The organism is Planomonospora parontospora, assembly GCA_014647935.1.
In the GTDB taxonomy this organism is placed as follows: domain Bacteria; phylum Actinomycetota; class Actinomycetes; order Streptosporangiales; family Streptosporangiaceae; genus Planomonospora; species Planomonospora parontospora.
In genome coordinates this window covers 97,326-122,003 of the sequence record BMQD01000020.1, presented here as the reverse complement: position 1 = coordinate 122,003, position 24,678 = coordinate 97,326, and the positions used below count along the sequence as shown (strand labels likewise).

The 24,678-nt window shown below is 73.1% G+C and carries 20 protein-coding genes and 1 riboswitch; of the genes, 15 read left to right on the top strand and 5 right to left on the bottom strand.

The window, feature by feature from the left end:
• The first annotated feature begins 122 nt into the window (after window positions 1–122).
• From IEZ07_RS27045 to IEZ07_RS27035, 3 genes are all read left to right on the top strand, one after another.
• A complete protein-coding gene (locus tag IEZ07_RS27045) occupies window positions 123–2,201 on the top strand; it encodes an N-acetylneuraminate synthase family protein (RefSeq protein ID WP_191897327.1) in 2,079 nt (692 codons plus the stop codon).
• 180 nt (window positions 2,202–2,381) lie between these two features.
• Entirely contained in the window at window positions 2,382–3,308 is a 927-nt protein-coding gene (locus IEZ07_RS27040; protein ID WP_191897326.1) for a glycosyltransferase family 2 protein, read from the top strand.
• A complete protein-coding gene (locus IEZ07_RS27035) occupies window positions 3,305–4,642 on the top strand; it encodes a polysialyltransferase family glycosyltransferase (RefSeq protein WP_191897325.1) in 1,338 nt (445 codons plus the stop codon). The genes IEZ07_RS27040 and IEZ07_RS27035 overlap by 4 nt, the downstream gene beginning before the upstream one ends.
• A 75-nt stretch (window positions 4,643–4,717) precedes the next feature.
• Here IEZ07_RS27035 and IEZ07_RS27030 read toward each other — a convergent pair whose 3' ends face one another.
• The 3 genes from IEZ07_RS27030 to IEZ07_RS27020 all read right to left on the bottom strand — a co-directional run bounded on the left by IEZ07_RS27030 (window position 4,718) and on the right by IEZ07_RS27020 (window position 9,971).
• The gene (locus tag IEZ07_RS27030) at window positions 4,718–7,420 is read right to left on the bottom strand and encodes an ATP-binding protein (RefSeq protein ID WP_191897324.1); all 2,703 of its coding nucleotides are present in this window, start codon (window positions 7,418–7,420) and stop codon (window positions 4,718–4,720) included.
• A gap of 215 nt (window positions 7,421–7,635) precedes the next feature.
• A complete protein-coding gene (locus IEZ07_RS27025; RefSeq protein WP_239320701.1) occupies window positions 7,636–8,982 on the bottom strand; it encodes a DUF6716 putative glycosyltransferase in 1,347 nt (448 codons plus the stop codon).
• Between the two features lie 11 nt (window positions 8,983–8,993).
• Window positions 8,994–9,971 carry a hypothetical protein gene (locus IEZ07_RS27020; RefSeq protein WP_239320698.1) on the bottom strand — a complete coding sequence of 326 codons (978 nt, stop codon included), beginning with the start codon at window positions 9,969–9,971 and terminating at the stop codon, window positions 8,994–8,996.
• Window positions 9,972–10,175: 204 nt separating this feature from the next.
• Between IEZ07_RS27020 and IEZ07_RS27015 the strand changes: the two genes are divergently transcribed.
• From IEZ07_RS27015 to IEZ07_RS26975, 9 genes are all read left to right on the top strand, one after another.
• Entirely contained in the window at window positions 10,176–11,003 is an 828-nt protein-coding gene (locus IEZ07_RS27015; protein ID WP_191897321.1) for an aldo/keto reductase, read from the top strand.
• A 194-nt stretch (window positions 11,004–11,197) separates the two neighbouring features.
• Window positions 11,198–11,333, top strand: a riboswitch (cyclic di-AMP (ydaO/yuaA leader).
• 19 nt (window positions 11,334–11,352) lie between these two features.
• Window positions 11,353–12,147 (top strand): CHAP domain-containing protein, encoded by a 795-nt coding sequence (locus IEZ07_RS27010; protein WP_191897320.1) that lies wholly within the window; start codon window positions 11,353–11,355, stop codon window positions 12,145–12,147.
• Between the two features lie 414 nt (window positions 12,148–12,561).
• Window positions 12,562–13,914, top strand: a complete 1,353-nt coding sequence (locus IEZ07_RS27005; RefSeq protein WP_191897319.1) for an ABC transporter substrate-binding protein — start codon at window positions 12,562–12,564, stop codon at window positions 13,912–13,914.
• A gap of 84 nt (window positions 13,915–13,998) precedes the next feature.
• On the top strand, window positions 13,999–14,979 hold the full coding sequence (locus tag IEZ07_RS27000) for a carbohydrate ABC transporter permease (protein ID WP_068893938.1): 981 nt from the start codon (window positions 13,999–14,001) through the stop codon (window positions 14,977–14,979).
• Entirely contained in the window at window positions 14,976–15,857 is an 882-nt protein-coding gene (locus tag IEZ07_RS26995) for a carbohydrate ABC transporter permease (protein WP_191897318.1), read from the top strand. Before IEZ07_RS27000 ends, IEZ07_RS26995 begins: the two co-directional genes overlap by 4 nt.
• Window positions 15,854–17,278 (top strand): GH1 family beta-glucosidase, encoded by a 1,425-nt coding sequence (locus IEZ07_RS26990; RefSeq protein WP_191897317.1) that lies wholly within the window; start codon window positions 15,854–15,856, stop codon window positions 17,276–17,278. The genes IEZ07_RS26995 and IEZ07_RS26990 overlap by 4 nt, the downstream gene beginning before the upstream one ends.
• A 31-nt stretch (window positions 17,279–17,309) precedes the next feature.
• Window positions 17,310–18,317: a LacI family DNA-binding transcriptional regulator gene (locus tag IEZ07_RS26985; RefSeq protein WP_068894391.1), complete on the top strand. Its 1,008-nt coding sequence runs from the start codon at window positions 17,310–17,312 to the stop codon at window positions 18,315–18,317.
• Window positions 18,318–18,584: 267 nt separating this feature from the next.
• Window positions 18,585–19,508 (top strand): aldose 1-epimerase family protein, encoded by a 924-nt coding sequence (locus tag IEZ07_RS26980; RefSeq protein WP_191897316.1) that lies wholly within the window; start codon window positions 18,585–18,587, stop codon window positions 19,506–19,508.
• Between the two features lie 4 nt (window positions 19,509–19,512).
• Window positions 19,513–20,484, top strand: coding sequence for an aminoglycoside phosphotransferase family protein (locus tag IEZ07_RS26975; RefSeq protein ID WP_191897315.1), 972 nt, complete (start codon window positions 19,513–19,515; stop codon window positions 20,482–20,484).
• Window positions 20,485–20,632: 148 nt separating this feature from the next.
• Here the strand turns inward: IEZ07_RS26975 and IEZ07_RS26970 are convergent, their stop codons facing one another.
• Complete coding sequence (locus IEZ07_RS26970) at window positions 20,633–20,908, bottom strand: hypothetical protein (protein ID WP_229798094.1); 276 nt, start codon at window positions 20,906–20,908, stop codon at window positions 20,633–20,635.
• A 178-nt stretch (window positions 20,909–21,086) separates the two neighbouring features.
• Here IEZ07_RS26970 and IEZ07_RS26965 point away from each other — a divergent pair, with 178 nt between their 5' ends.
• Both IEZ07_RS26965 and IEZ07_RS26960 read left to right on the top strand, forming a co-directional pair.
• On the top strand, window positions 21,087–22,040 hold the full coding sequence (locus tag IEZ07_RS26965; RefSeq protein WP_191897314.1) for an EamA family transporter: 954 nt from the start codon (window positions 21,087–21,089) through the stop codon (window positions 22,038–22,040).
• 183 nt (window positions 22,041–22,223) lie between these two features.
• Window positions 22,224–22,652: a cellulose binding domain-containing protein gene (locus IEZ07_RS26960; protein WP_191897313.1), complete on the top strand. Its 429-nt coding sequence runs from the start codon at window positions 22,224–22,226 to the stop codon at window positions 22,650–22,652.
• Window positions 22,653–22,677: 25 nt separating this feature from the next.
• On the opposite strand, the gene IEZ07_RS26955 is transcribed toward IEZ07_RS26960, so the two are convergent.
• On the bottom strand, window positions 22,678–23,253 hold the full coding sequence (locus tag IEZ07_RS26955; protein ID WP_191897312.1) for a GNAT family N-acetyltransferase: 576 nt from the start codon (window positions 23,251–23,253) through the stop codon (window positions 22,678–22,680).
• A gap of 156 nt (window positions 23,254–23,409) precedes the next feature.
• Between IEZ07_RS26955 and IEZ07_RS26950 the strand changes: the two genes are divergently transcribed.
• Complete coding sequence (locus IEZ07_RS26950; protein ID WP_191897311.1) at window positions 23,410–24,678, top strand: FAD-dependent oxidoreductase; 1,269 nt, start codon at window positions 23,410–23,412, stop codon at window positions 24,676–24,678.

The following is a 24,678-nucleotide window of genomic DNA, read 5'->3' as shown; positions in this document are numbered from 1 at the left end:
GGAAAGTTAAGCCGGAGGACTCTGGACGTTCAGCTCGGACACCCCTCACCGGTCACCCCCGTGGCTAGCGTTCCGGAAAGACCCCGGCTCAGGGGTGCTTGTCGGAGGTAAGAGGAGTCACCTTGCGAGTCCTGGCCGTCATCCCCGCCCGCGGAGGTTCGGCGGGCGTGCCGCTGAAGAACCTGGCCCCCGTGGGCGGCACCCCGCTGGTCGCCCGCGCGGTGCGGGCCTGCGTCCGGGCCGAGCTCGTCGACCGGGTCGTGGTCAGCACCGACCACCCGGGGATCGCCGAGGCCGCCCGCACCGCCGGGGCCGAGGTCGTCGACCGGCCCGGCGAGCTGAGCGGCGCGGAGGCCACCAGCGAGTCGGCCGTGCTGCACGCGCTCGACCGGCTGCCCGAGGCCCCCGAGGTCGTCCTCCTCGTCCAGTGCACCAGCGCGTTCATCAACCCGGCCGACCTGGACGCCGCGATCGCGAAGGTCCTCGGCGGCGAGGCCGACGTGGTCTTCTCCGGACTGGAGACCCACGAGTTCCTGTGGGACGCCGCGGGCGCCGGGGTGAACCACGACCCGTCGTCCCGCCCGCGCCGGCAGGACCGCGAACCGCACTACCGCGAGACCGGCGCGTTCTACGTGATGCGCGCCGGCGGCCTGCGCGAGCACGGGCACCGCTTCTTCGGCCGGGTGGCCGTGCAGCCGGTCCCGCCGCGGCACGCCGTCGAGGTGGACACCCCCGAGGACCTGGAGATCGTCCGGGCGCTGGCCCCCTTCACGGACCTGCCCGAGCCGATCGACGTGGACGCGGTGATCACCGACTTCGACGGGGTGCACACCGACGACCGCGCCTACGTCGGCGAGGACGGCCGCGAGATGGTCGCGGTGAACCGCTCCGACGGCATGGGCGTCTCCCTGCTCCGCCGGTCGGGCGTCAAGATCATGATCATGTCCACCGAGCAGAACCCGGTGGTCTCGGCCCGCGCCCGCAAGCTCGGCGTCCCCGTCCTGCAGGGCCTGACCGACAAGCGGACCGTGCTGCGCGACTGGCTGGCCATCGAGGGCCTGGACCCGGCGCGCGTCGCCTACGTCGGCAACGACGTCAACGACCTGGGCCCGATGAGCGACGTCGGGTGGCCCGTCGCGGTCCCCGACGCCCACCCGAGGGTGCGCGCCGCGGCGCGGGTCGTGCTCACCCGGCCGGGCGGGGCGGGAGCCGTACGGGAGCTGTGCGACCGGGTGCTGGCGGCCCGCCCCGAGGGCGCGGCTGCACCGGCCGCGGTCGCCGCCCCGGCGGCACCGGCACCGCGGGCGGAGCTCCGCCTGGTCGCCTCACCCCGGCCGGTCCCGATCGGCGATGCGCTGGTCGGCCCCGGGCAGCCGGTCTACGTGATCGCCGAGATCGGCATCAACCACAACGGCGACCTGGACATCGCGCGCCGGCTGATCGACGTGGCCGCGGAGGCGGGCTGCCAGGCCGTCAAGTTCCAGAAGCGCACGCCGGAGATCTGCGTCCCGCTGGAGCAGCGCGACCAGATCCGGCAGACGCCGTGGGGCGCGATGACCTACATGGAGTACAAGATCCGGACCGAGTTCGGGCACGCCGAGTACGCCGAGATCGCGAAGTACTCCGCCGAGCGCGGCCTGCACTGGTTCGCCTCCCCCTGGGACGTGCCGTCGGTGGAGTTCCTGGAGTCCATGGACGTCGTCACGCACAAGGTGGCCTCGGCCGGCGTGACCGACCTGGAGCTGCTGCGGGCGCTCGCCGCCACCGGCAAGCCGGTCATCCTGTCCACCGGCATGTCCACGCTGGAGGAGATCGACCGGGCGGTGGAGATCCTCGGCACCTCCCGGCTGGTGCTGATGCACGCCACCTCCACCTACCCGCTCCCCCCGGAGGAGGCCAACCTCCGCGCGATCACCACCCTCCAGGAGCGGTACGGCGTGCCCGTCGGCTACTCCGGCCACGAGCGCGGCCTGCAGATCTCGCTGGCGGCGGTCACGCTGGGCGCGGTGACCGTGGAGCGGCACATCACCCTGGACCGCACGATGTGGGGCTCCGACCACGCCGCCTCGCTGGAGCCGGCCGGGCTGGAGCACCTGGTGCGCGACATCCGCATCATCGAGACCGCGCTCGGCGACGGCGTCAAGCGGGTCTTCCCCGGCGAGGAGGCCCCCAAGGCCCGGCTGCGCCGCGTCACCGTCTAGTCCCCGGCCCCGGCCCCGGCCCGGTGCGCGACCGCGCGCCGGGCCGGGGCGTGCCGGGGGCCGCCCGGGACACGGACCCGTCCCCGGACGTTCACCGTCGCGTCCCGGCGCGTTCGACCCGGGCACCGCGATGACCACTACCGTCCGGGACGACCGCGCCCGGAACCGTGAGGGGAGACCTTGATCAAGCTGTCGGTCGTCGTCCCGGTGCGGGACGCCGAACCCTACGTCTCCGACGCGCTCACCTCCCTCGTGCGGAACGCGCGCCCCGACTTCGAGTTCGTCGTCGTGGACGACGGATCGGTGGACGGCACCGGGCAGGTCGTCGAGGACTTCCGCGACGACCTGCCCGGTCTCGTCGTGCTGCGCAACGAGACCCCGGTGGGCCTGGCCGAGGCCCGCAACCTCGGGCTCTCGCTGGCCTCCGGCCGCTACGTGAGCTTCATGGACGGCGACGACTGGCTCGCCCCCGGCTACCTCGCCGACCTCGTCGGCGCGATCGAGCACCTCGGCTGCGACTTCGTCCGGGTGGACCACGTCCAGGCGGAGGGCCGCAGGCGGGTGACCCACCGGGCGCCGCTGGCCGTACGGAACACGGTGCTCAAACCGCGCGAGCACATCCTGCCGGCCCGGTCGAAGACCATGGTCGACTACCCCTACGCCTGGGCCGGGATCTACCGGCGCGACCTCGGCGACCTGCTGGCCTTCCCCGGCCGGCTGCACACGGCCGAGGACCGGCCGTGGATCTGGCGGCTGCACCGCGAGGCCGCCTCGTTCGCGGTGGTCTCCCTGGCCGGGGTGTTCTACCGCCGGATGGTCTCCGGTTCCCTGACCCAGGTCGGCGACGAGCGCCAGCTGCACTTCTTCGACGCCTTCGACCTGGTCTTCGCCGACCTTCCCGAGGAGTTCGCGCCCAAGGCGGTCCGCCAGTTCCGCGCGCTGCTCGCCCACCACCTGGAGCTGGGCGGGCGCTTCGCGCCCGAGCTGCGGGCCCGCTTCGAACGGCGCGGCGCCGAGGCCCTGCGGCGGCTCCCGGCGGACCTGCCCGGCGTCGGGCTCGACCCCGAACGCGACGAGCTCCTGCGCCGCCTTCTGGAGACCCGATGACCGCGAGGACCCAGCTGTTCTACGCCTCCACCCTGTTCGGCGCGGCGACCCTGGCCGCCGCGCTGGACGAGGGCGCGTTCGGGCCGCGCGACGGCCGCCGGATCCTGCTGGTCTCCAACAACGCGGCCGTCCCGGAGATCACCCCGGCCCTGGACGAGGCCCCCGGCTTCGCCGCGCTGCGCCCGCGCTTCGACGAGGTGCGGTCGTGGAACGAGATCGTGGCCCCGATGCACCCGTCGGACTGGCGGGCCCGCGTCATCGAGGTCCCGATGACGGGCCGGCTGCTCCGCTCCCACCTGTCCCTGGGCGACGGCCCGGACGAGCTCGTCGTCGAGTCCGTCGCGGTGCCCCCCGCGCGGACCCTCGCGGGGCTGCTGCGGGACTGCCCCGTCACCGTCTACTCCGACGGGCTGATGAGCTACGGCCCGACCCGCGACCCGCTGCCCGCCGAGATCGCCGGCCGGATCACCCGCCTGCTCCACCTCGACCTGGTGCCGGGCCTGGCCCCGCTCCTGCTCTCGGAGTACGGCGTGCCGGCCCGGACCGTCTCCGGCGAGTCCTTCCTCCGCGTCCTCGGCGGGATCCCCGGGCCGGAGGACGGCGCGGCGGGCGGTGGATCCGCCGGACCGGCGGGCGGAGAGGCGGGGACGGGTCCCGCGATGATCCTCGGGCAGTACCTGTCGGCGCTCGGCGTCGTCACCCCCGAGGAGGAGGACGGGCTGCACGCGGACATGCTGCGCGCCCTGGCCGCCCGGGGCTGCGAGTCGGTGCTGTTCAAGCCGCACCCGGCCGCCGGGCGGCGGCACGCGCGCCGGCTGCGCGAGGTGGCGGCGGGACTCGGCGTCCGGCTCTCCGTGGCGGGCGGGACCGTCCCCGCCGAGTCGTGCTTCGCGGCGCTCCGCCCGGAACTGGTGGTGGGCTGCTTCTCCACCGCCCTGCTCACCGCCCGGCGCCACTTCGGCCTGGAGGCGGCCACCGTCGGCGGGGGACTGGTCCTGGAGCGGCTCACGCCGTACGAGAACAGCAACCGCGTGCCCGTCACGATCACCGACGCTCTCCTGCCCCGGTTGCGGCCGGACGGGACGCTGGAGCAGCCTCCGCCGGTCGACGTCCGGGCGCTGGTCCGCGCGGTCGGCTACTGCATGCAGAGCGAGTCCTACCCGGAGCTGCGCGCGGAGGCCGCCGCCTACCTGGACGCCCACGGCCCGGACCGCTACTTCAAGCGGCAGCGGCTGACCGCCCTGGGTCTGCCGCCCGCGGGCCCGGCCCGTCCCGGTCCCGGCTCCGGGACACTGGGCAGGCTGCGCCGCCGGTTGTCCCAGGCGCTCTCCTGACGGGAGGGCTCGGCTCTCCCCGGCTCAGCCCTCCCGGACTCGGCTCCCCGGGCGCGGCCCTCCCCCGGGCCCGGATCAGCTCTCCGGGGCCGGTCCTGCGGTGGGCAGGCGGACGGTGAAGACGGTGCCGCCGCCCTGGCGGGGGGCGGCGGTCACGGTGCCGCCGTGCGCCTCGACGACGGCCTTGGTGACGGCCAGGCCCAGGCCGGTGCCCGTGATCCCGGACTCGACGGCGGTGGAGGCGCGGAAGAACCGGTCGAACAGGCGGGGGTACTCCTCGGCCGGGACGCCGATGCCGGTGTCGGCGACGGCGACGACCGCCTCGGCGCCCTCGCACCGGGCGGTGACGGCGACGGAGCCGCCGACCGGGGTGTACCTGACCGCGTTGGACAGCAGGTTGTCCAGCACCTGGCGCAGCCGTACCGGGTCGGCCCGCACGGGCAGGCGGCCGGGCACGTCGGCGGTGACGGTGAGCCGCTTGACGGCGGCCGCGGGCCGCTGGTCGCCGACGGCGTCGCGGACCAAGCCGGACAGGGAGACCGGCCGGAGGTCGACGCCGACCCGGCCGGCGTCGAAACGCGCCAGATCCAGCAGGTCGTCGACCAGCCGCTGCAGGTGCTCACTCCTGCGGTCGATCACTTCGGCGAACGACCGCCGTTCGCCGGCCAGGCCGGGATCGTCCAGCAGCATCTCCGTGTAGCCCCGGATGGCCCCGATCGGGGACCGCAGCTCGTGGCTGACCACGGCCACCAGCTCGTCCTTCATGCGGTCCAGGTCCTCGAGGCGCTCGACCCGCCGCTGCTCCTCCTCCAGCAGGCGCTCGCGCTCCTCCTCCAGCAGGTAGTGCTCGGTGACGTCGCTGGAGATGCCGTCGACGAACAGGCGGCCGTCCTCGCGGCGGGGCCTGGCGCGGAGCCAGAGCCAGCGGGTGACGTCGTCGAGGCCGAGGACGCGGCACACGACCTCCCGCGGCTCCCCGGACGCGAGTCCGCCCAGGTAGGCATGCACCGCCGCCCTGTCCTCGGGATGGATGCGGGTGAGCGCGAGTTCCAGCACGTCGACGTCCTCGGGCGGCTGGACACCGAATATCCCGCTGGCGTCGGGGCTGGTGTACACCGGGCGGAACGTGCCGTCGGGATCGATCTCGAAGGTCCACACGTAATCGTTGAGCTGGCCGATGATCCGGTCGAAGCGGCGGCGGCCGGCCTCCAGTGCCAGGGCGAGCTCCTCGGCGCGGCGGCGTTCGAGGTGGTGCCCGAGGTGGGCGCGGACGCCGTCGAGCAGGGCGACCAGTTCTCCGTCCGGTTCCTCGACGGTCTCGGCGAAGAAGGCCAGCACGCCCAGCGGTTCCCGGCCGCTGCCCACCGGCAGGCCGACGGCCGCGTGCAGCCCGGCCCGCGCCGCGGCCTCCCGGCGGGTGAACCCGAGGGGGTCGGACGGCAGGTCGCGGACCCAGACCTCCCTGCCGGTGGCCCGCACCAGGCCGGGCAGGCCGACTCCGGAGCGGAACGCGACCCGCTCGCCGCCGGTGAACTCCGACAGGTCCCGCCCCGGCGCCGCCCACGAGGCGGTGCGGACGATGGCGTCGCCGTCGACGTGCCAGTACTCGCCGCAGGCCCAGCCCAGTCCCCGCGCGACCGCGGCGACCACACAGCCGGCGGCCTCCTCGCCGGAGGACGCGTCGGCCAGCGCCTCCGCGACGGCCCGCTGGACGTCGCGCAGGACCTCGGTCCGGTGCCGGCCGGTGATGTCGTGCATGACCGCCACCGCACCCAGCCGGCTCCCGTCGGAGGCGTCGATCGGCCGGCCGTTGACCAGGAACCGGCGTGGCGGGAGGCCCGGCGTGGAGACCACCACCTGCGCGCCCTCGACCCGCTCGCCGGCGAACGCCCTCGCCAGCGGCGCCTCCTCCGGGCGGAGCGGCGTGCGCCCGTCCGGGGCCGTCAGATGGCAGGTCCCGGCCCACTCCCGGACGTCCACCGGCTGCTCGGAGGCCCTGAGCACGGCACGCAGCGCCCGGTTGAACAGCGCCACCCTGCCGTCGGCGTCGCAGGCGACCACCCCGGCCTCCAGGCTGTCGAGCAGCGCCGCCAGGAAGGTCCGCTCCCGTTCCAGTTCATCCTCGGCCGCGCCGTTCGTCGCCGCGACCTCGGCGTCTTCGGCGTCTTCGGCGTCCTCGGTGTCCTCGACGACGAACGCGTCGCGGGCCCGGTCGAGGGCCGTCCGCAACCGGCGCTCCGCCAGCAGCGCCTCGCCGCCGGCCAGCCGCGACGCGATCTCCGCCTCGGCCATCGCCGCGATGTCCCCGGCCGTGTCCAGCTGGGCCGCCGGCCACCTCCTGGGCCCGGCGCCGATCACCCCCAGCGCCCCCAGCACCTCACCGTCCGGCGCGCGGACCGGGAATCCCGCGCAGGACCCCGCCTCGAGGCCGGGGAGCGCCGGATCACCGCGCCACCGCCCTCCCGTCCGGGCGTCGTCCCGGACGTCGGGCACGACCAGCGGCGCGCCCCGCGCCACGACGCGCCCGCACAGGGAGTCCCGCAGCGGGGCCCGACGCGTCCCCGGCCGTGCGGCGGGCCCCGCCGCACCGAGGACCACCTGCTCCTCAGCGGCCGCCAGGGCCACCAGCGCGGCGGGCACGTCCAGCAGCGTGGCCGCCAGACCCGCCAGCCGGGTCAGGGAGGGCGCCTCGGGGGCGTCGAGCAGGCCCGCGGCGCGCAGCGCCTCCAGCCGCCGCGCGTCACCGGCCGCCGGGGACGCCGGGAACGCCGAGCACACGGTCCGCCACCTCCATGGTCCCTTCCCCCGAGGTCACCCGGTGCGTGGGCCTGCCACTACCGAGTCAACCACCTCCTCCCGGCAGCCGACCGGCGCCCCCCGCCCAGCCGCCGTATCCCCGCGCCCGGAGGCGGTCCGGCCGTCCCGAGGCGCGCGGAGCGGTTCCGGCGCGTGGAGCGGCACCCGCGTGGCCTCGTGCCGGTCCGGGGCCCGTGTCAGCCCAGTGCCCTGAGGTAGCGGCGCATCCGCCGCTTGGCCCGGTAACCGACCCGGAGCACGTTGGGCGGCACCTCCACGCGCAGCCGGGCACGGCGGCGGGCGGCGGCGTACCCGGGCCCGTCGAGCAGCGAGACCGCGGGCGCGAGCCGCCCGGAGCGCGCCTGTCCGACCAGGGACACCAGGTGGCCGGTCCAGTCGCTCTCCCCGTCGCCGTGGAAGTAGTTGGCCTTGCACCACGCCTCGTCAGGGGTGCGGAAACGTCCCGCGGACAGGTCCTCCAGGGTGCCGAGGACCCCGCTCCCCTCGAAGACGAGGTTGATCATCTCGGCGCTGACCCCGAAATCGGACAGCACCAGCAGCGGCACCGAGCAGGCGATGGCCTCCAGCGCGGCGGTCGAGCTGACCGTGACGAACCCCGCCGCCCTGGCCAGGTGCTCGTGCATCGGGCCGGCCTCGAAGCGGAGGGCGCCGGAGCGCCCGCCGAGCTCCTGCCACAGGTTCTGGTAGTGGTGGCGCTCGTTGTGCGTCTGCCGCTCGTCGGCCAGCGCCCGGAGCTTGACGACCACGTCCAGGTCCGGGCGCCGCCCGGCCAGGTCCGCCAGCGCGAGCAGGATGCGCTCGCGGTCCTCGCGCCGCCTGGGCACCTTGGCCTGGGTGGCGAACACCACCCGGTCGCGCGGCCGCGCCGGGGCGGCCGCGTCCTGCCGCGCCACGGGGACGCCGGGGCCGCCTGAGCCCGCGGGACCTGCGGGACCTGCGGGACCGTCAGAGCCGCCGAATCCACCGGAGCCCGCGCGCAGGAAGGGCAACCGGGCCAGCCCCACCCGCCCGCCCCCGCCGAGCCTCCGGCCGATCTCCGAGAACTCCTCGACCTCCCGCCCGCTGTGCAGCACGAACAGGTCGCACCCGCTCCGGAACAGCCAGGCCTTCTCGGTGGCCGGGACGGAGATCCCCGGCAGGCCGGTCACGAACACCGGCCGCGGGGACAGCCCCGCGAGCACTTCGGCGGTCAGGATGTCCACCACGGGTCCGGTGCAGGCGACCAGCACCGCGTCCGGCCGGAACCGCTCCGCCGTACGGCGCAGCCCCCGGGCCGACAGCACCGGCGGGCCGGCCGCCGCACCGGGCACCGAGCCGGGCACCGAGCCGGGCACCGTACCGGACACGGGGTCGAATGCGGGGCCGGACGCGGGGCCCGGAACCGCACCGGAGACCGCCGCGCGGATCTGGGCGGGGGACGGCGTGATGGGCGTGCGGACCACCGCCAGCTCCGTCGTGCAGCCTGCGGGGAGGCCGGCGAGCAGGCAGGCCGCCCACTTCAGGTAGGAATCCGAGTCGGCCACGGCCAGGACCTTCAACGAACCGCTCCAGTGTCGTGATGGGCGAACATCGAAAGGTGGGAGCGGAGCGACGGCGCCGCCCGGGAGGTCCACCACTCGTCGGGGACCCGCACCGTCTCCACGGTCACGCCCCGCGCCGAGAGCAGGACCCGAAGGGAGGTGACCGCGGTGGAGGGCAGGCTCAGCACCCGCTGCTCCGCGGCCAGCCCGCGCAGGGTCATCTCGGCGGGGCCCCCGCCGTCGTAGACGGTGATCCCGGGCTGCCGCCCGACCCGGGCGAGGTCGTCGGGGTCCTCCCGCCGGTGCGGGAAGTAGGCGACCGGCCCGGCCGAGCCGAGCCCGGACAGCCAGGTGAAGTAGCGCTCGCGGTGGATCAGGCCGTTGCGGACCAGCGAGGTGCCCAGCACGACGGTGCGCTCCCGCGGGCCGGGGCCGTGCAGCGGCTGGCCGCGCAGCCAGGCGAAGTCGTGGGCCACCAGCTCCGCTCCGGTGCTCCGTACGGCCTCGGCCAGCTCGTCCGGGACGGGCAGCGCGGTGAAGACCGTCAGCCGGCCGGACCGGGCGGCGGCGCGGAGCCGGAGGGCTGCGGCCGTTCCCAGTGCCGCCCGGAGCGCGGAGCGCAGCGCCCCGCCGGTGGCGCGGGCCCGCAGCAGCGGCGTGCCCGGCCGCCGGGTGAGCAGTTCCAGGAGCCTGACGGTGGCCAGCCCGTCGTCGACGATCACGACCCGGCGCGGGAAGGCGGTGAGCCAGGCCAGCTGGACCCGGCCGGAGAAGGCGTCGCCCACCACCCAGGCGGCGGCGCGCTCCGGGCGCGGCATGTCCGGCTCCGGTCCGGCCAGCTCCAGCCCGTCCGGCAGGCCGAGCCGGTGCAGCTCCCGGCGGGTGACGGCGAGCGGGCGCAGCCCCGCCCGGGACACGACCCGGGTCCGGGTGCCCAGCAGTCCCGCGTGGTGGGCCTCCACCGCGCAGAGCATCTGCAGCGGGGACTCCACCCAGGCTACGGCCGAACACTGATCCCGCGCGTGGTCTCGACCGTCCTGCTCCACGCCGGGCGATGACCCGTTCACGACCGCCCCAACGTAACGCGGCGGTCTTACGGGACCGGGAACCCCGGGTGAACAGCCGACCACGCCCAGCGAGAGGTAAAGCACTGTTCCAACCGGTTCGTCCGGGTGTGGATGGGAGATCATGAAGGCATGGAATTCGTGACTCTCAACAACGGCGTCCGCATGCCCCGGCTCGGTTTCGGCGTCTGGCAGGTGCCCGACGACGAGGCGGCCACCGTCGTGGCCACCGCCCTCGAGGCCGGCTACCGGAGCATCGACACCGCCGCGCTGTACCGCAACGAGGCGGGCGTGGGCCGGGCCCTGCGCGCCTCGGGCGTGCCACGTGAGGAGGTGTTCGTCACGTCCAAGCTCTGGAACGACGCCCACGGCTACGACGCGGCGCTGCGCGCGTTCGACGCGAGCCTGGAACGGCTCGGCCTGGACTACCTCGACCTCTACCTGATCCACTGGCCGGTCCCGGCGCAGGACCTGTACCCGGAGGCCTGGCGGGCGCTGGAGAAGCTGTACGCCGACGGCCGGGTGCGGGCCGTGGGGGTCAGCAATTTCACGGTGGAGCACCTGGAGCGCGTGCTCCAGGAGGGGAGCGTCGTCCCGGCCGTCAACCAGATCGAGCTGCACCCGCAGCTCCCCCAGGCCGAGCTGCGCGGCCACCACGCCGGGCACGGCATCGTCACGGAGGCGTGGAGCCCGCTCGGGCAGGGCCGGGGGCTGCTGGAGGAGCCGGTGCTGGCCGAGGTCGCGGCCCGGCACGGGGTCACCCCGGCCCAGGCGGTGCTCCGCTGGCACCTGCGGCTGGGCAACGTGGTGATCCCCAAGTCGGTCACGCCGTCGCGGATCGCCGAGAACCTCGACGTGTTCGGGTTCGAGCTGGACGACGAGGACATGGCGGCGATCGCCTCGCTGGACGCGGGCCGGCGCCTCGGCCCGGACCCCGCGACGTTCAACCAGGTGAGCTGAGCACCGCTCGGCGACCGTTCGAGGGGCCGCCGTTACGGGCAGGGCTCGCCGCCGGGCGAGCCCTGCCCGGTTTTTCGTATTTATCAATGTTTTTCCCGATCGATACCCTGCTCTGGCTTCCCGCCCGCATCCCCATCCCGTCTTGACCGGACTTTGCCGGGACGTGACTCAACCCGCCCGGTCTCCTCCCGATGAGGTCATGGACGCCGAATCCGCGACCCCGCGGAACCGGGGACCCACCTCCCCTGGGGTGAATCAGCGCCCGCGCGCTGTAGGGCACTTCCTGGCCCGAACCCGTCAGCTAACCCGGTAGGCGGCACGGAAGCCGAGCAAGGAGTCGAACCCCCGCATGGGCAAGCACCGCCGTACCTCCCCCGTGAAGCGCACCTCCCCCGTGAAGACCGGCGGCTCCTCCCCCGCCGCCCCCTCCTCTCCCGCCTCCACGAGGGGGCGCCGCCTGACCCACGCCCTGCTGGGCGCGTCGGTCACCCTCGCGGGCGGCGCCGTGGCGAGCCCCCCGGCCCACGCCGAGGCCCCCCTCCAGGCGTCGGCCAGCGCCCTCACCGCGGCCGCCGGGACCTCCGGGGGCCTGCCCGCCTCCGCCGCCTCCGCCAGGACCCCCCTGCAGCTCATCGCCGACGGGCTGCCCCGGGTCTCGGCCGAGGAGGTGCTCTCCATCGCCGAGAGCCAGATCGGCGTCGAGGAGAACGACCGGGGCGGCGGCACCAGGTTCCACCGCTGGTACATGGACTCCTACCGCGCTGCGGAGACCGTCGAGCGCGACGGCGGCGCGATCCGCGGCTACGCCAACGCGCCCTGGTGCGCGATGTTCGTCTCCTGGGTCGGCGAGCAGGCCGGGATCCGGCCGGTCTTCGGCTGGGACGCCTACACCGTGACCTACGCCCAGTGGTTCCGGGCCAACGGCCACTGGGGCACCACCGCCAAGCCCGGCGCGGTCGTCTTCTTCGACTGGAAGCGGGGCGACAGCCTGTACGGCATCGACCACGTCGGCCTGGTCGAGGAGGACAACGGCGACGGCACGATCACCACGATCGAGGGCAACACCGGCAACGGCAAGGTCGAACGGCGCGTCCGGCCCAAAGCCGAGGTCGTCGGCTACGGCTACCCGGTCTACCGGGGCTGATCCGCGCCGGACGGCGCTCCGGAGGGGTACGGCCCGGCGGGCCGTGCCCCTCTTCCGACCGCCGGACACGGGGTCCCCGCTCCGCCGTCCGAGGCCGGGGTTCCGCCGTCCGCGAACGGAGGGTTCTCCCCTCCCTGCTCCGGAAGGGGCGGGACACATGTTCGCGTGATGGGAGCGCTCCCAACAGCCTATCTGAGGCTTATCTCCCGATAAACCGCTATATGTCCTAGGTTTAAGTCCGAGATGTAACGGTTGAGTTTCGGCATATTGACGTTCCGGTTGCCTATCGTCCACTCTTCGTGGGAGCGCTCCCAAAGCATGTTGCAGAGCAGCCAGCCTCGGTCCGGGTTTGTCGGGGACCGGCCGCGGCTGCACCTCCCACCGATTCGGGCGACCACCTGAGAGGGGTCCGGAATGTTGAACACCAAGCGGCAGGGCAAGCTCGCCGCAGTAGCGGTCATGGCGGCCACCGCCCTTGCGATCACGTCCTGCGGTTCGAGCGAGCCCACGCCCGCCGCCGGCGGCGACGGCGCGTCCTCGGCCGCGGCCGCGCCGGTCACCATCACCGTCCACACCTTCGGCGGCGGCGAGAACTTCGGTTACGACGAAGCCGTCAAGAAGTGGAACGCCGAGCACCCGAACATCCAGGTCAAGTACCAGAACCTGACCGACCGGTTCGAGGACGTCTTCCTCCCGCAGCTGCTGCAGAAGCTGCAGGCCGGCAGCGGCGCCGCCGACATCGTCGGCATCGACGAGGGCGCGATGGGCCTGATGAAGGCCCGCCCGCAGTTCTTCGCCGACCTCGGTCAGTTCGGCCTGGAGAACCGCAAGGCCGACTTCCCCGCGGCCAAGTGGGAGAACGGCGTCAACAAGGACGGCAAGCTCTTCGCGCTGGGCACCGACATCGGCGGCATGACCATGTGCTACCGCAAGGACCTGTTCGAGAAGGCGGGCCTGCCGACCGAGCGCGAGGAAGTCGGCAAGCTCTGGCCGGACTGGGCCGCCTTCATGGAGGCCGGCAAGAAGTTCCAGGCCGCCAACCCCGGCAAGGGCGACCCCAAGTTCCTCGACGGCCCGAACACCCTCTACAACGTGGTGCTCTCGCAGGAGGGGCCGAAGAACGGCAACATCGCCTACTTCGACACCAACAACCAGCTCGTCATCGACAAGAACCCGGCCGTCAAGACCGCGTTCGACACGGTGAAGTCCTTCAGCGAGGCCGGTCTGACCGCCAAGCTCGCCTCGTTCACCCCCGAGTGGAACGCCGCCATCAAGAAGGGCGGCTTCGCCACCATGGGCTGCCCGGCCTGGATGCTGGGCGTGGTCTCCGGTGCGGCCGGTGACGAGAACAAGGGCAAGTGGGACGTGGCCTCGGTCCCCGGCGGCGCCGGCAACTGGGGTGGCTCCTACCTCGCGATCCCCGCGCAGAGCAAGCACCAGAAGGAGGCCGCTGAGGTCCTGAACTACCTCACCGGCAAGGAGGGCCACATCGCGGCCTTCAAGGAGGCCGCGGCCTTCCCGAGCTCCCTGCCCGCGCAGCAGGACCCGGCCGTCGCCGACCTGAAGAACGAGTTCTTCAACGACGCGCCGACCGGCCAGATCTTCGGCGCCTCGGTCAAGGACCTGCTCCCCCTCTTCCTGGGTGAGAAGCACGCCCAGGTGAAGACCGCGGCGGAGAAGGTCCTGGAGGGCATGGACAAGGGCTCGATCCCCTACGCCGAGGCCTGGACCAAGTTCGTCGAGGCCGGCACCAAGGCAGCGGGCTGATCCCCCTCCCGTTCGGCACGGGCCCGGCGGCGGCTACCCCCGCCGCCGGGCCCGTCGCCTGCCCTTGAGCTGAAAGGCTGACCGATGACCCTCAACGTCGACACCCCCGCTCCGGCGCGGCGGGAAGGCCCCCGCCGGTCTTCCGGGCCCCGGAACCCGGGACGCGGCGGCAGGGGACTCGCCCGGTTCGACCTCCGGGCGACCCCGTACTTCCTCGTCTCACCGTACTTCCTGCTCTTCGCCGTCTTCGGCCTCTTCCCGCTCGGCTACACCGCCTGGGTGTCCCTGCACGACTGGGAGCTCGCCGGGGACAAGACCTTCACCGGACTCGACAACTACACCGAGCTGATCGCCGACGGAGCCTTCTGGAACGCGGTGCTCAACACGGTCGGGATCTTCGTCATCGCGACGATCCCGCAGCTCGTCCTGGCGCTGATGCTCGCCAACGCGCTCAACAAGCGCATCCGGGGCCGGCTCTTCTTCCGCCTCGGCATCCTGCTCCCCCTGGTGACCTCCGTCGTCGCGGTCGCCGTGGTCTTCACCCAACTCTACGGGCGCGACTACGGCATGATCAACTGGTTCCTCAGCCTGTTCGGCGTCGAGGCCATCGAATGGCAGAACCAGAGCTGGAGCGCGTGGATCGCGATCGCCACGATGATCGACTGGCGCTGGACCGGCTACAACGCGATCATCCTGCTGGCCGCCATGCAGACGATCCCCAAGGACCTCTACGAGGCCGCCTCCCTCGACGGGGCCTCGGCCCGGCGGCAGTTCTGGCAGATCACCGTGCCGATGCTGCGCCCGACGCTCATCTTCGTGGTGTTCGTCTCCACCATCGGCGGCCTGACCCTGTTCGCCGAACCGGTCATGTTCGAGGGCAACCCGACGATGGCCGGCGGCGCCACGGGCCAGTACCAGACGGTGGCCATGTTCATCGTCAAGGAGGCGTTCCGCGACTTCGACATGGGCTACGCCTCGGCGGCCGCCTGGCTGCTGTTCGCGCTGATCCTCATCGGCATCCTGATCAACTACTCCTTCACCCGCCGCATCGGGGGTAAAAAGTGACGGCGATCCAAACCCGGCGGCGCTCGTCGGGTCCCGCATCCTCGGCGAACCGCATCTGGGACGCGGGCCCGCTGACGAAGGTGACCCTCGCCTTCGCCCTCGTGCTGTCGGCCTTCCCGATCTACTACATGTTCATCATGGCCACGCGGACCAACGACGAGGCGCTCGACACCCCGCCGCCGCTGCTCCCCGGCGGTCACCTCGGCGAGAACGTCGAGCGGCTGCTGGCCACCGAGGACGCGTACTTCGCCACCGGCCTGATCAACTCGATCATCATCTCGACCACCGTGACCCTCTCGGTGGTGATCATCTCCACCCTGGCCGGCTTCGCCTTCGCCAAGCTGAGGTTCCGGGGCAGCAAGATCCTGCTGGGCTCGATCCTGCTGACCATGATGGTCCCGCTCCAGCAGATGGGCATCGTCCCGCTCTACGAGATGATGGTGAACCTCGGCTGGACCGGCCAGATCCAGGCCGTGATCCTGCCCTTCCTGGTCAACGGGTTCGGGGTCTTCATGATGACCCAGTACACCACCCAGGCGGTGCCGGACGAGCTCGTCGAGGCGGCGCGCGTCGACGGCGCCTCCACCATGCGCATCTACGCCAACGTGATCCTGCCCGCGGTACGGCCCGGCATGGCGGTTCTGGCGCTGCTCACCTTCATGCAGAACTGGAACGAGTTCCTGTGGCCGTCGATCGTGCTGAACCCGGACAACCCGGTGGTCCAGACCTCGATCGCGGCGCTCAACCAGGCGCACGGCACCGACTACGTCATGCTCTTCACCGGCACGGCGGCCTCGGTCCTCCCGCTCGTCATCGTTTTCGTCATGTTCGGCCGGCAGATCGTCGGCGGCCTCATGGAAGGTGCGGTCAAGGCGTGACAACGCAAGAGACGCAGGTTCAGGTCCCGGATCTGGTGTTCCCGACCGGCTTCGTCTGGGGCGCGGCCACCTCCGCCTACCAGATCGAGGGAGCCGTCTCCGAGGACGGCCGCGGTGTCTCCATCTGGGACACCTTCGTCCGGCAGCCCGGCCGGGTGGTCAACGGCGAGAACGCGGACACGGCCATCGACCACTACCACCGCTACCGCGAGGACGTGGAGACGATGGCCGGCCTCGGCCTCGGCGCCTACCGGTTCTCCATCTCCTGGCCCCGGATCCAGCCGGACGGCACCGGCCCGGCCAACGCCAAGGGCATCGACTTCTACAGCAGGCTCGTCGACGAGCTGCTCTCCCGGGGCATCGACCCGTGGGTGACGCTCTACCACTGGGACCTGCCGCAGTCGCTGGAGGACGCGGGCGGCTGGCCCTCGCGCGACACGGCGCAGCGCTTCGCCGACTACGCGGCCCTCGTGCACGACGCGCTGGGCGACCGGGTCCGCAACTGGAGCACGGTCAACGAGCCGTGGTGCGCCGCGTTCCTCGGCTACGCCTCCGGCGAGCACGCCCCCGGGCGGCGCGAGCCGGCCCAGGCCCTGCGCGCCGCGCACCACCTGCTGCTCGCGCACGGCCTGGCCGTGGAGGCGATGCGGGCCCAGCGCTCCGACACCCGGATCGGCGGCTGCGTCAACCTCTACGCCATCTCTCCGGAGTCCGAGTCCGAGGCCGACCTGGACGCCGCGCGCCGCATCGACGGCCTGCAGAACAGGTTCTTCCTGGACGCCCTGCTCAAGGGCGCCTACCCCGCCGACGTGCTGGAGGACTTCGGCGCGATGGCGGACTTCGCCCAGGACGGCGACCTGGACGTGATCTCGGCCCCGCTGGACATGCTGCTGATCAACTACTACAGCCGCTTCACCGTCTCGGGCAAGCCCGGCGGCGCGGCGTCGGCGGCGGCCGCTCCCACCGACAGCGGCTCCCCGTGGGTCGGCAGCGAGCACGTCTCGTTCGTCCAGGGCGGCCGGCCGGTCACGGCCATGGGCTGGGAGATCGACGACTCCGGCCTCTACGAGCTCCTGGTCCGGCTGGCCCGGGAGTACCCGGCGGTCCCGCTGGTCATCTCCGAGAACGGCGCCGCCTTCGACGACGTCATGACCGGCGACGGGACCGTGCGGGACTACGAGCGGCGCGACTACATCGCCGCCCACCTGCGCACCTGCCACGCCGCGATCGAGGCGGGGGTCCCGCTCGAGGGATACTTCGCCTGGTCGCTGATGGACAACTTCGAGTGGGCGTGGGGGTACGGCAAGCGCTTCGGTCTCGTGCACGTCGACTATGAGACCCAGGTGAGAGTTCCCAAGGAGAGCGCTCTTTGGTATGCCGAAACCATCAGGCGCGGAGGCCTGAGCGGTCCGGCAGAATAAGGGCAGCACATTACCCATGGGGGCGAAGCACATGAACGGCGATCGTCGTCCGACTCTCGAGGCGGTCGCGGCTCTGGCCGGCGTCGGCCGCGGCACGGTGTCGCGGGTCATCAACGGCTCGCCGAAGGTGAGCGAGAAGGCCCGCGACGCGGTGCACCAGGCGATCCAGGAGCTGGGCTACGTTCCCAACCGGGCCGCGCGGGCGCTCGTCACCCGGCGGACCGACACCGTCGCGCTGGTGGTCTCGGAGTCGGAGCTGAGGGTCTTCGACGAACCCTACTTCGCCGGGACGATCCGCGGCATCGGCTCGGCGCTGTCGGAGACCGGGCTGCAGCTGATCCTGGCGATGGCCCAGTCGCAGCAGGACCACGAGCGGCTGGAGCTCTACCTGACCGGCCAGCACGTCGACGGCGTGCTGCTGATCTCGCTGCACGGCGCCGACCCGCTGCCGGGCCGGCTGGAGGCGATGGGCGTGCCGACCGTCATCGGCGGCCGCCCCATCGGCCTGAACCCCTACAGCTACGTGGACGTCGACAACCGGGCCGGCGCCCGGCAGGCGGTGAAGTACCTCCTGGCCAAGGGCCGCCGCCGGATCGCCACCATCGCCGGCCCGCAGGACATGGGCGTGGGCGTCGACCGGCTCGCGGGCTACCGGGACGCCCTGCTCGCCACCGGCGTGCCGGAGATCGTGGCCTACGGCGACTTCAGCGAGGAGAGCGGCATCCTCGCCATGCGCGGGCTGCTGGCGGAGAACCCGGACATCGACGCGGTCTTCACCGCCTCCGACCCGATGGCGCTCGGCGCGATGCGGGTGCTGCGCGAGGAGGGCCGGGAGATCCCCGGCGACGTCGCGGTGATCGGCTTCGACGACTCCCCCGCCGGTGCCCACTCCTCCCCCAGCCTCACCACGGTGCACCAGCCCACCGAGGCCATGGGCCGTCAGATGGCCCACCTGCTCGTCGCCCGCATCAACGGCGAGCACCTGGAGCAGCCCGTGGTGATACTCGACACCCATCTGGTCGAGCGGGCCTCCGCCTGAGGAGCCCTCCGGGTGCTCCGGGCCCGCCTTCGAGAGCGGAGACGACGGGCCGGTTCGCCCGCAGCCGGGCGTCCGGTGACGACCCGGATACCCGGCTGCTTAAATCACGACTTAGTTGACCGAATGAATAAGCCTCTCTAGCGTGCTCTCCCGGGAGCGATCCCCTAGAGACCGGACAGACAGTCGGACGACCGGAACGGGGAAGACGAAGAGCGACACACCGGTTCATGCCGGCTCTCCCACCCGGTCACGCGAAAGGACTCCCCCTTGTCCCGGCAGTTCATCCTCCGCAGCGGCACGCTGCACGCCGAGATCACCGAGCGGGGCGCGGCCCTGCGGCTGCTCCGCCACGGCGGGCGCGACCTGGTGACGAGCTGGCCCGCCGACGGGCCGATGCCCTACTACAGCGGCTCTCTGCTCGCGCCGTGGCCCAACCGGGTCGGCGGCGCCTCCTACTCCTTCGGCGGCGAGACCCACCGGCTCCCGGTCAACGAGGAGGACCGCGGCCACGCCCTGCACGGGCTGGTCGCCGACGCCGTCTGGGAGGCGGTGGAGGACGATCGCGACCCCGGTGACCCCGGTGACCCCGGTGACCCCGGTGACTCCGTACGGCTGGCGCACACGGTCGGCCCCGTCCCCGGCTACCCGTTCACCCTGTCCCTGCAGGTGCTCCACTCCCTCACCCCCGACGGGCTGACGACGACGCTGACGGCGGAGAACACCGGCGACACCGCCGCGCCGTACGGCTGCGGCCCGCACCCGTGGCTGCTGGCCGGCGGGGACGTCGGGGAGTACGAGCTGCACCTGCCCGCCGAGCGGGTGCTGCTCGTGGACGACCTGCTGCTCCCCCGCTCGCTGGAGGACGTCTCCGGCACGCCGTACGACTTCACCTCGCCCCGCCCGGTCGGCGGCACCGCCGTCGACCACGCCTTCACCGGGCTCCGGCCCGGCGCCGACGGCCTCGTGCGGGTCCGGGTGAGCGGCCCGGACGGCGGAGTCGAGATGCGCTGGCAGGCCGCGGAGCTGCCGTGGGTGCAGGTGTGCACCGGCAGCGCCCTCGACCACGCCGGGCTGGCCGTCGAGCCGATGACCTGCCCGCCCGACGCCTTCAACTCCGGCACCGACCTGATCGTGCTCCAGCCCGGGGAGAAGGCCGAGGCCTCCTGGACGATCTCCCCGCTGGGGGGATAGGGCGATGGAGAGCAGGACCAAGCGCCGGCTCGGCCCGGCCGAGCTGGACGCGCTGCTGCGGCGGTCCCTGGGCGCCGGGGTCGTCTCCTCCGCCGAGCTGAGCGACGGGTTCGCCAACGCGGTGTGGCGGCTGACCCTGGACGACGGCCGCGAGGTGGTGCTCAAGCTCTCGCCCCCGCCCGAGCTGGAGCAGCTGCGCTACGAGCGCAACCTGCTGCGCGCCGAGGCGATGGTCTACCGCACGGGCTCGCTGCCGGGCCCCGAGCTGCTGCACGCCGGGTTCGACGACCCGGTGCTCGGCGGCGACCACCTCATCCTGTCCGTGCTGGACGGCACGGCCTGGAACCGCGCCGGGGAGGTGCCCGACGGGCCGCTCTGGCACCAGGTGGGCGCGCACCTGGCCCGGCTGCACGCGGTGACCGGTGAGACGTACGGCTATCCGCACGCCGGGCTGACCGGCCGCACCTGGCGCGAGGCCTTCCCGGCGATGGTCGGCGCGGTGCTGTCGGACGCCGGCCGCTATGCCATCCCGCTGCCCGTCCCGGCCGCGGCCGTCGCCGCGGCGGTCGAGGCCGGGGCCGAGGCCCTGGAGGAGGTGACCACGCCCCGCCTGGTGCACTTCGACGTCTGGCCGGGCAACGTCTTCGTCTCCCTGGAGGGCGGCCCCCGCGTCCAGGCGATCATCGACCACGAACGCGCGTTCTGGGGCGACCCGCTGGCCGACTTCGTCACTCCGACGATCTTCGGCGAGCTGGCCGAGGACGACCCGATCGTGGCCGGCTACCGCGAGGCGGGCGGGGTCGTGCCCTTCGACGACGGCGCCCGCGTCCGGATGGCGCTCTACCGCCTCTACCTGGACCTGATCCTGCTCGTCGAGAACGGGCCCCGGCAGTATCCCGAGGAGGAGTACGCCCCGATCCGCGACGGCGCCGTCGCGGATCTCGCCCGTGCCCTGGACGTCGTCTCGGCCCGCTGAACCGCCCGGCCCGCCGGGATCCGGGCGGTTCGGGCGCGGACCGGTCAGCACGGACCGGCCATCGCGGACAAAAAAGGGCGAACGAACAAGGTCGGGCCGCCCCTTCCGAGGAAGGGACGGCCCGCCCGCCGGTATCCGCCGCCGGGGTTCAGACCCTGGCGTGCGAGGGCATCCTGCCCTCGGCGTAGGTGCCGTCGAGCATCTCGCGCTCCCCGCCCTGCGAGAGGTCGCGGTGCGTCTCCTCGATGCGGAGCGCGACGCCCATGGCGAAGAAGGTCGGCGCCCACTCGCCCACGAAGATGCCCCAGCGGTCCGCCCGGTCGAGGCCCGCGTTCTCCTTGTTCTTCGAGGCCCACCACGTCGCGAACGACAGGCCGATCGACGCTATCCCGGCGGTGTACATCATGCCGGACTTCACACCCATCCTGTGAAGCATGCTGATCATTTCTCATCCCCCCGATGACGGTTCGTTCTTAGCGTTACCCCCTCGTAACGAGGTGTAACCGACTATCCGCACGATCTGACACCTCGGCAGACGCGCAGGTCGCAGACCCGGAGCGGCGGAGGCGATACGCCACAATGATCCGTCGGAGGTGACGGTGATGACACGGCGGGGCGTCTCGGCGACGCTGGTGTCCGCGGCGGCGTTCGGGCTCATGCCCGTTCTGGCGTCCTACGCGTACGGCACGGGCATGTCGGTGCCGACGCTGCTGGCCCTGCGCTTCACGATCGCGGCGGCGGTCTTCCTGGCCTGGCTGGGCGCGCGCGGCCGGCTGGAGCGGCCGACCGCGCGGCAGTGGGCCGTCCTCGCACTGCTGGGCGGGGTGATGTACGCCGCCCAGTCGCTGCTGTACTTCACGGCGGTCGAGCGCATCGCCCCGGCCCTGGCCGTACTGCTCCTGTACCTGTATCCGGCACTGGTGTCCGTCGTCTCGGCGGTGGTCGAGCGGTCCCGTCCCGGCCTGGCCGTCCTCGGGCCGATCCTGGTCTCCCTCGCCGGGCTGGCGCTCGTCGTGGGGCCCCCGGGCGCGGACCTGGACCTGCTCGGGGTGCTCGCGGCCGTCGGATCCGCCGTGACCTACGCCCTCTACATCGTCGTCGGCACCCGGGTCTCCGCCGCGCTGTCCCCCGCCGTCACCACCGGCTACCTGTCGATGTTCGCCGCGGGCTCCTTCGTGCTGCTCGGGTCGGCGGCCGGCGCGCTGGACCTCGGCTTCGCGACCGCGGGATGGGGCTGGGTCACGGCGGTGGCGGTGCTGTCGACGGTGCTCGCGATGTCGCTGTTCTTCGTGGGGTCGGCGGCGCTCGGCCCGGTCCGCGCCTCGCTGCTCAGCATGTTCGAGCCCCTGGTCGCGGTGGTCGCCACCTGGCTGCTGCTGGGCGGGACGCTGTCGTGGCCGCAGCTCGCCGGCGGCGCCGCCGTGCTCGCGGGGGCGGCCTGGGGGGTGCTGGCGGCCCCGGCGCCGGGACGGCAACCGCGCGGGGGCCTCCGTGAAACGTTCATCGCCGCCCCGCCGCCCGATGCCTCCGCCCGGCGCCGGGCGGCTCCCCGCTGACCTCCCGCAACGCCGGCCGGCGCCGGGCGGCGGGCGGACCGCGTCCCGGCCGGGCGGAGTCCGCCGGCCGTGACAGGATCGTGATCCTTACCCACAATCCGGGTGACGTTCATTCGGCAGAGCCGCGTGCGGCCCGGCCCCGCCCGGCGGGACCGGGCCGGATCCGCGGCGGGAGGGGACGAAATGACAGAGCAGCGAGTCCGGTCCGGCACACGGCGCAGGTTGGCCGTCTGGTCCGCCGCCGCGTTCACGGCCCTCGCCACCGCCGTGGCCGGCTTCCCCGGCCAGGCGCACGCGGACGGGCCGTCGTGCTCGTTGGCGGTCGAGAAGGGCGTGGAGTGGCGGGGCGGGTTCAACATCCCGCTCAGGGTGGTCAACACCGGTACGGTCCCCCTGAACGGCTGGCGGGTGACCTGGACGTTCACCGGCGACCAGAAACTCCACGCGATCACGAGCAGCCGGTGGAGTCAGACCGGGCGGCAGGTCACCGCCGGTAACGCGTTCTGGAACGGCAACCTCGCGCCGGGCGCCCAGACCGGCCAGCTCGCGGCGAACGGCAGCTCCAGCGTGCCGTTCGGCCCGCTGCTCGACCTGACCTGCACGCCGCTCTGAGAGAAGGTGTCGGGTAACCGGGCGATCACTCCGGATCGAGGTCTTCGGCGAGGCGTCGAGCCGCTTCGGTCTCGATCGGACCGTGCGGCTCGACATCCTCCCCGGACAGGCGGAACAGCTCCGCCTCCAGGTCGAAGAAGCGCCGGGTCCGCCCGAGGTGGCTCATGCCCAGCCTGCGGCACACGGCCATGGACGCCTCGTTGCCCGGCATCGTCAGCGCGTACACCTCCGGCAGCCCGGCGGCGAACCCGCGCCGCACGGCCCCGCGGGCGGCCTCGGTGGCGTAGCCGTTCCCCCAGGAGTCGGGGTGCAGGTGCCAGCCCACCTCCACCTCTCCCCCGCCTCCGGGGATCGGCCGGAACAGCACGGTCCCGGCCACCGCCCCGGTGGCGCGGACCTGCACGGCCCAGGAGCCGTACCTGCGGTCCCTCTCGTGGAAGGCCCGCCAGGTCTCCACCGCCCGGGCCGCGTCGAAGCCGTCGAAGGGCGGCAGCCAGCGGGTCACCTCCTGCCGCGTGTAGATGTCGGTCACCCGGTCGAGGTCGTCCTGCGCTCCGGTCCACAGGCGGACGACCAGCCGTTCGGTCTCGTAGACGGTCATGCCGGACACTCTCCCGCAGCGTGCCCGCCCCCGCATCACCCGCGGGACGGATCCGGCCGGGTCCCCCGCCCCGCGCCGCGTGATCGGCGCGCCACCGGGGATCCCGGCCTTCTCCCCGCGCCCGGCCCGTGCCATAATTTCAATGGGTGATGAATTATGAGTCGAACGACATGTGTGATCGCCGGGGGCGGCCCCGCAGGAGCGGTGCTCGCCCTCCTGCTGGCCCGCTCCGGCGTCCGGGTGACGCTGCTGGAGAAGCACGCCGACTTCCTGCGCGACTTCCGGGGCGACACCATCCATCCCTCGACCCTGCAGGTCCTCGACGAGCTCGGCCTGGCGGAGGAGTTCCACCGGCTCCCGCACCGCAAGGCGTACCGCATGACGGTCAGGACCGACGACGCCGAGATCCCGGTCGCCGACCTGTCCCGGCTGAAGGGCCCCTACCGCTACATCGCGTTCGTCCCGCAGTGGGACTTCCTCGACCTGGTCACCTCCGCGGCCGCGCGGTACCCCGGGTTCGAGCTGGTCATGAACGCGGAGGTCACCGGTGTGATCCGGGAGGGGAACGCGGTGCGCGGGGTCCGCTACCGCGACCCGGATGGTGAGCACGAGCTCCGGGCGGCCCTCACCGTCGCCGCCGACGGCCGCCGCTCCGACGTGCGCCGGGCCGCCGGGCTGGTCCCCGCCGAGTACGGCGCGCCGATGGACGTCCTGTGGTTCCGGCTGCCCCGGGAGCCGTCCGATCCCGACGAGACCTTCCTGCGGGCCTCCGCCGGCCACCTGGTGGTGTCGATCGACCGCGGGACCTACTGGCAGCTCGCCTACGTGATCCCCAAGGGCGGTTTCGACGCCCTGCGGGAGCGGGGGGTCGACGCGCTGCGCCGGCCGGTGGCCGCGATGCTGCCGCACCTGTCCGGCCGCGTCGGCCTGATCGAGGGCTTCGACGACGTCAGCATGCTGTCGGTGGCGCTCAACCGGCTGCGCCGCTGGCACCGGCCCGGCCTGCTCGTCATCGGTGACGCCGCACACGCCATGTCCCCGATCTTCGGCGTCGGCATCAACCTGGCCGTGCAGGACGCGGTCGCCGCCGCGAACCTGCTGGCCGGGCCGCTGCTGGCCGGGGGCGAGGTCCCCGAGTCGCTGCTCGCCCGGGTGCAGCGGCGGCGCACGCCGCCGACGGCGGTCACCCAGTTCGCCCAGCGCCTCGTCCAGAACCGGTTGATACGACCGGTCCTGTCGGGACCCGCCCGGCCGGTACGGGTTCCCGCCCTGGCCCGCATCCCGCTGGCCGGTGCCGCGGCCCGCCGTTTCATCGGCCTGGGCGTGCTTCCCGAGCACGTGAGGATCCCGGCCGCGTCTCACCAGGAGGAAAGACCTTCTCAGTCCGTGGACATTACGGCCAGTCCGCCCGACCGCTTGCAATAG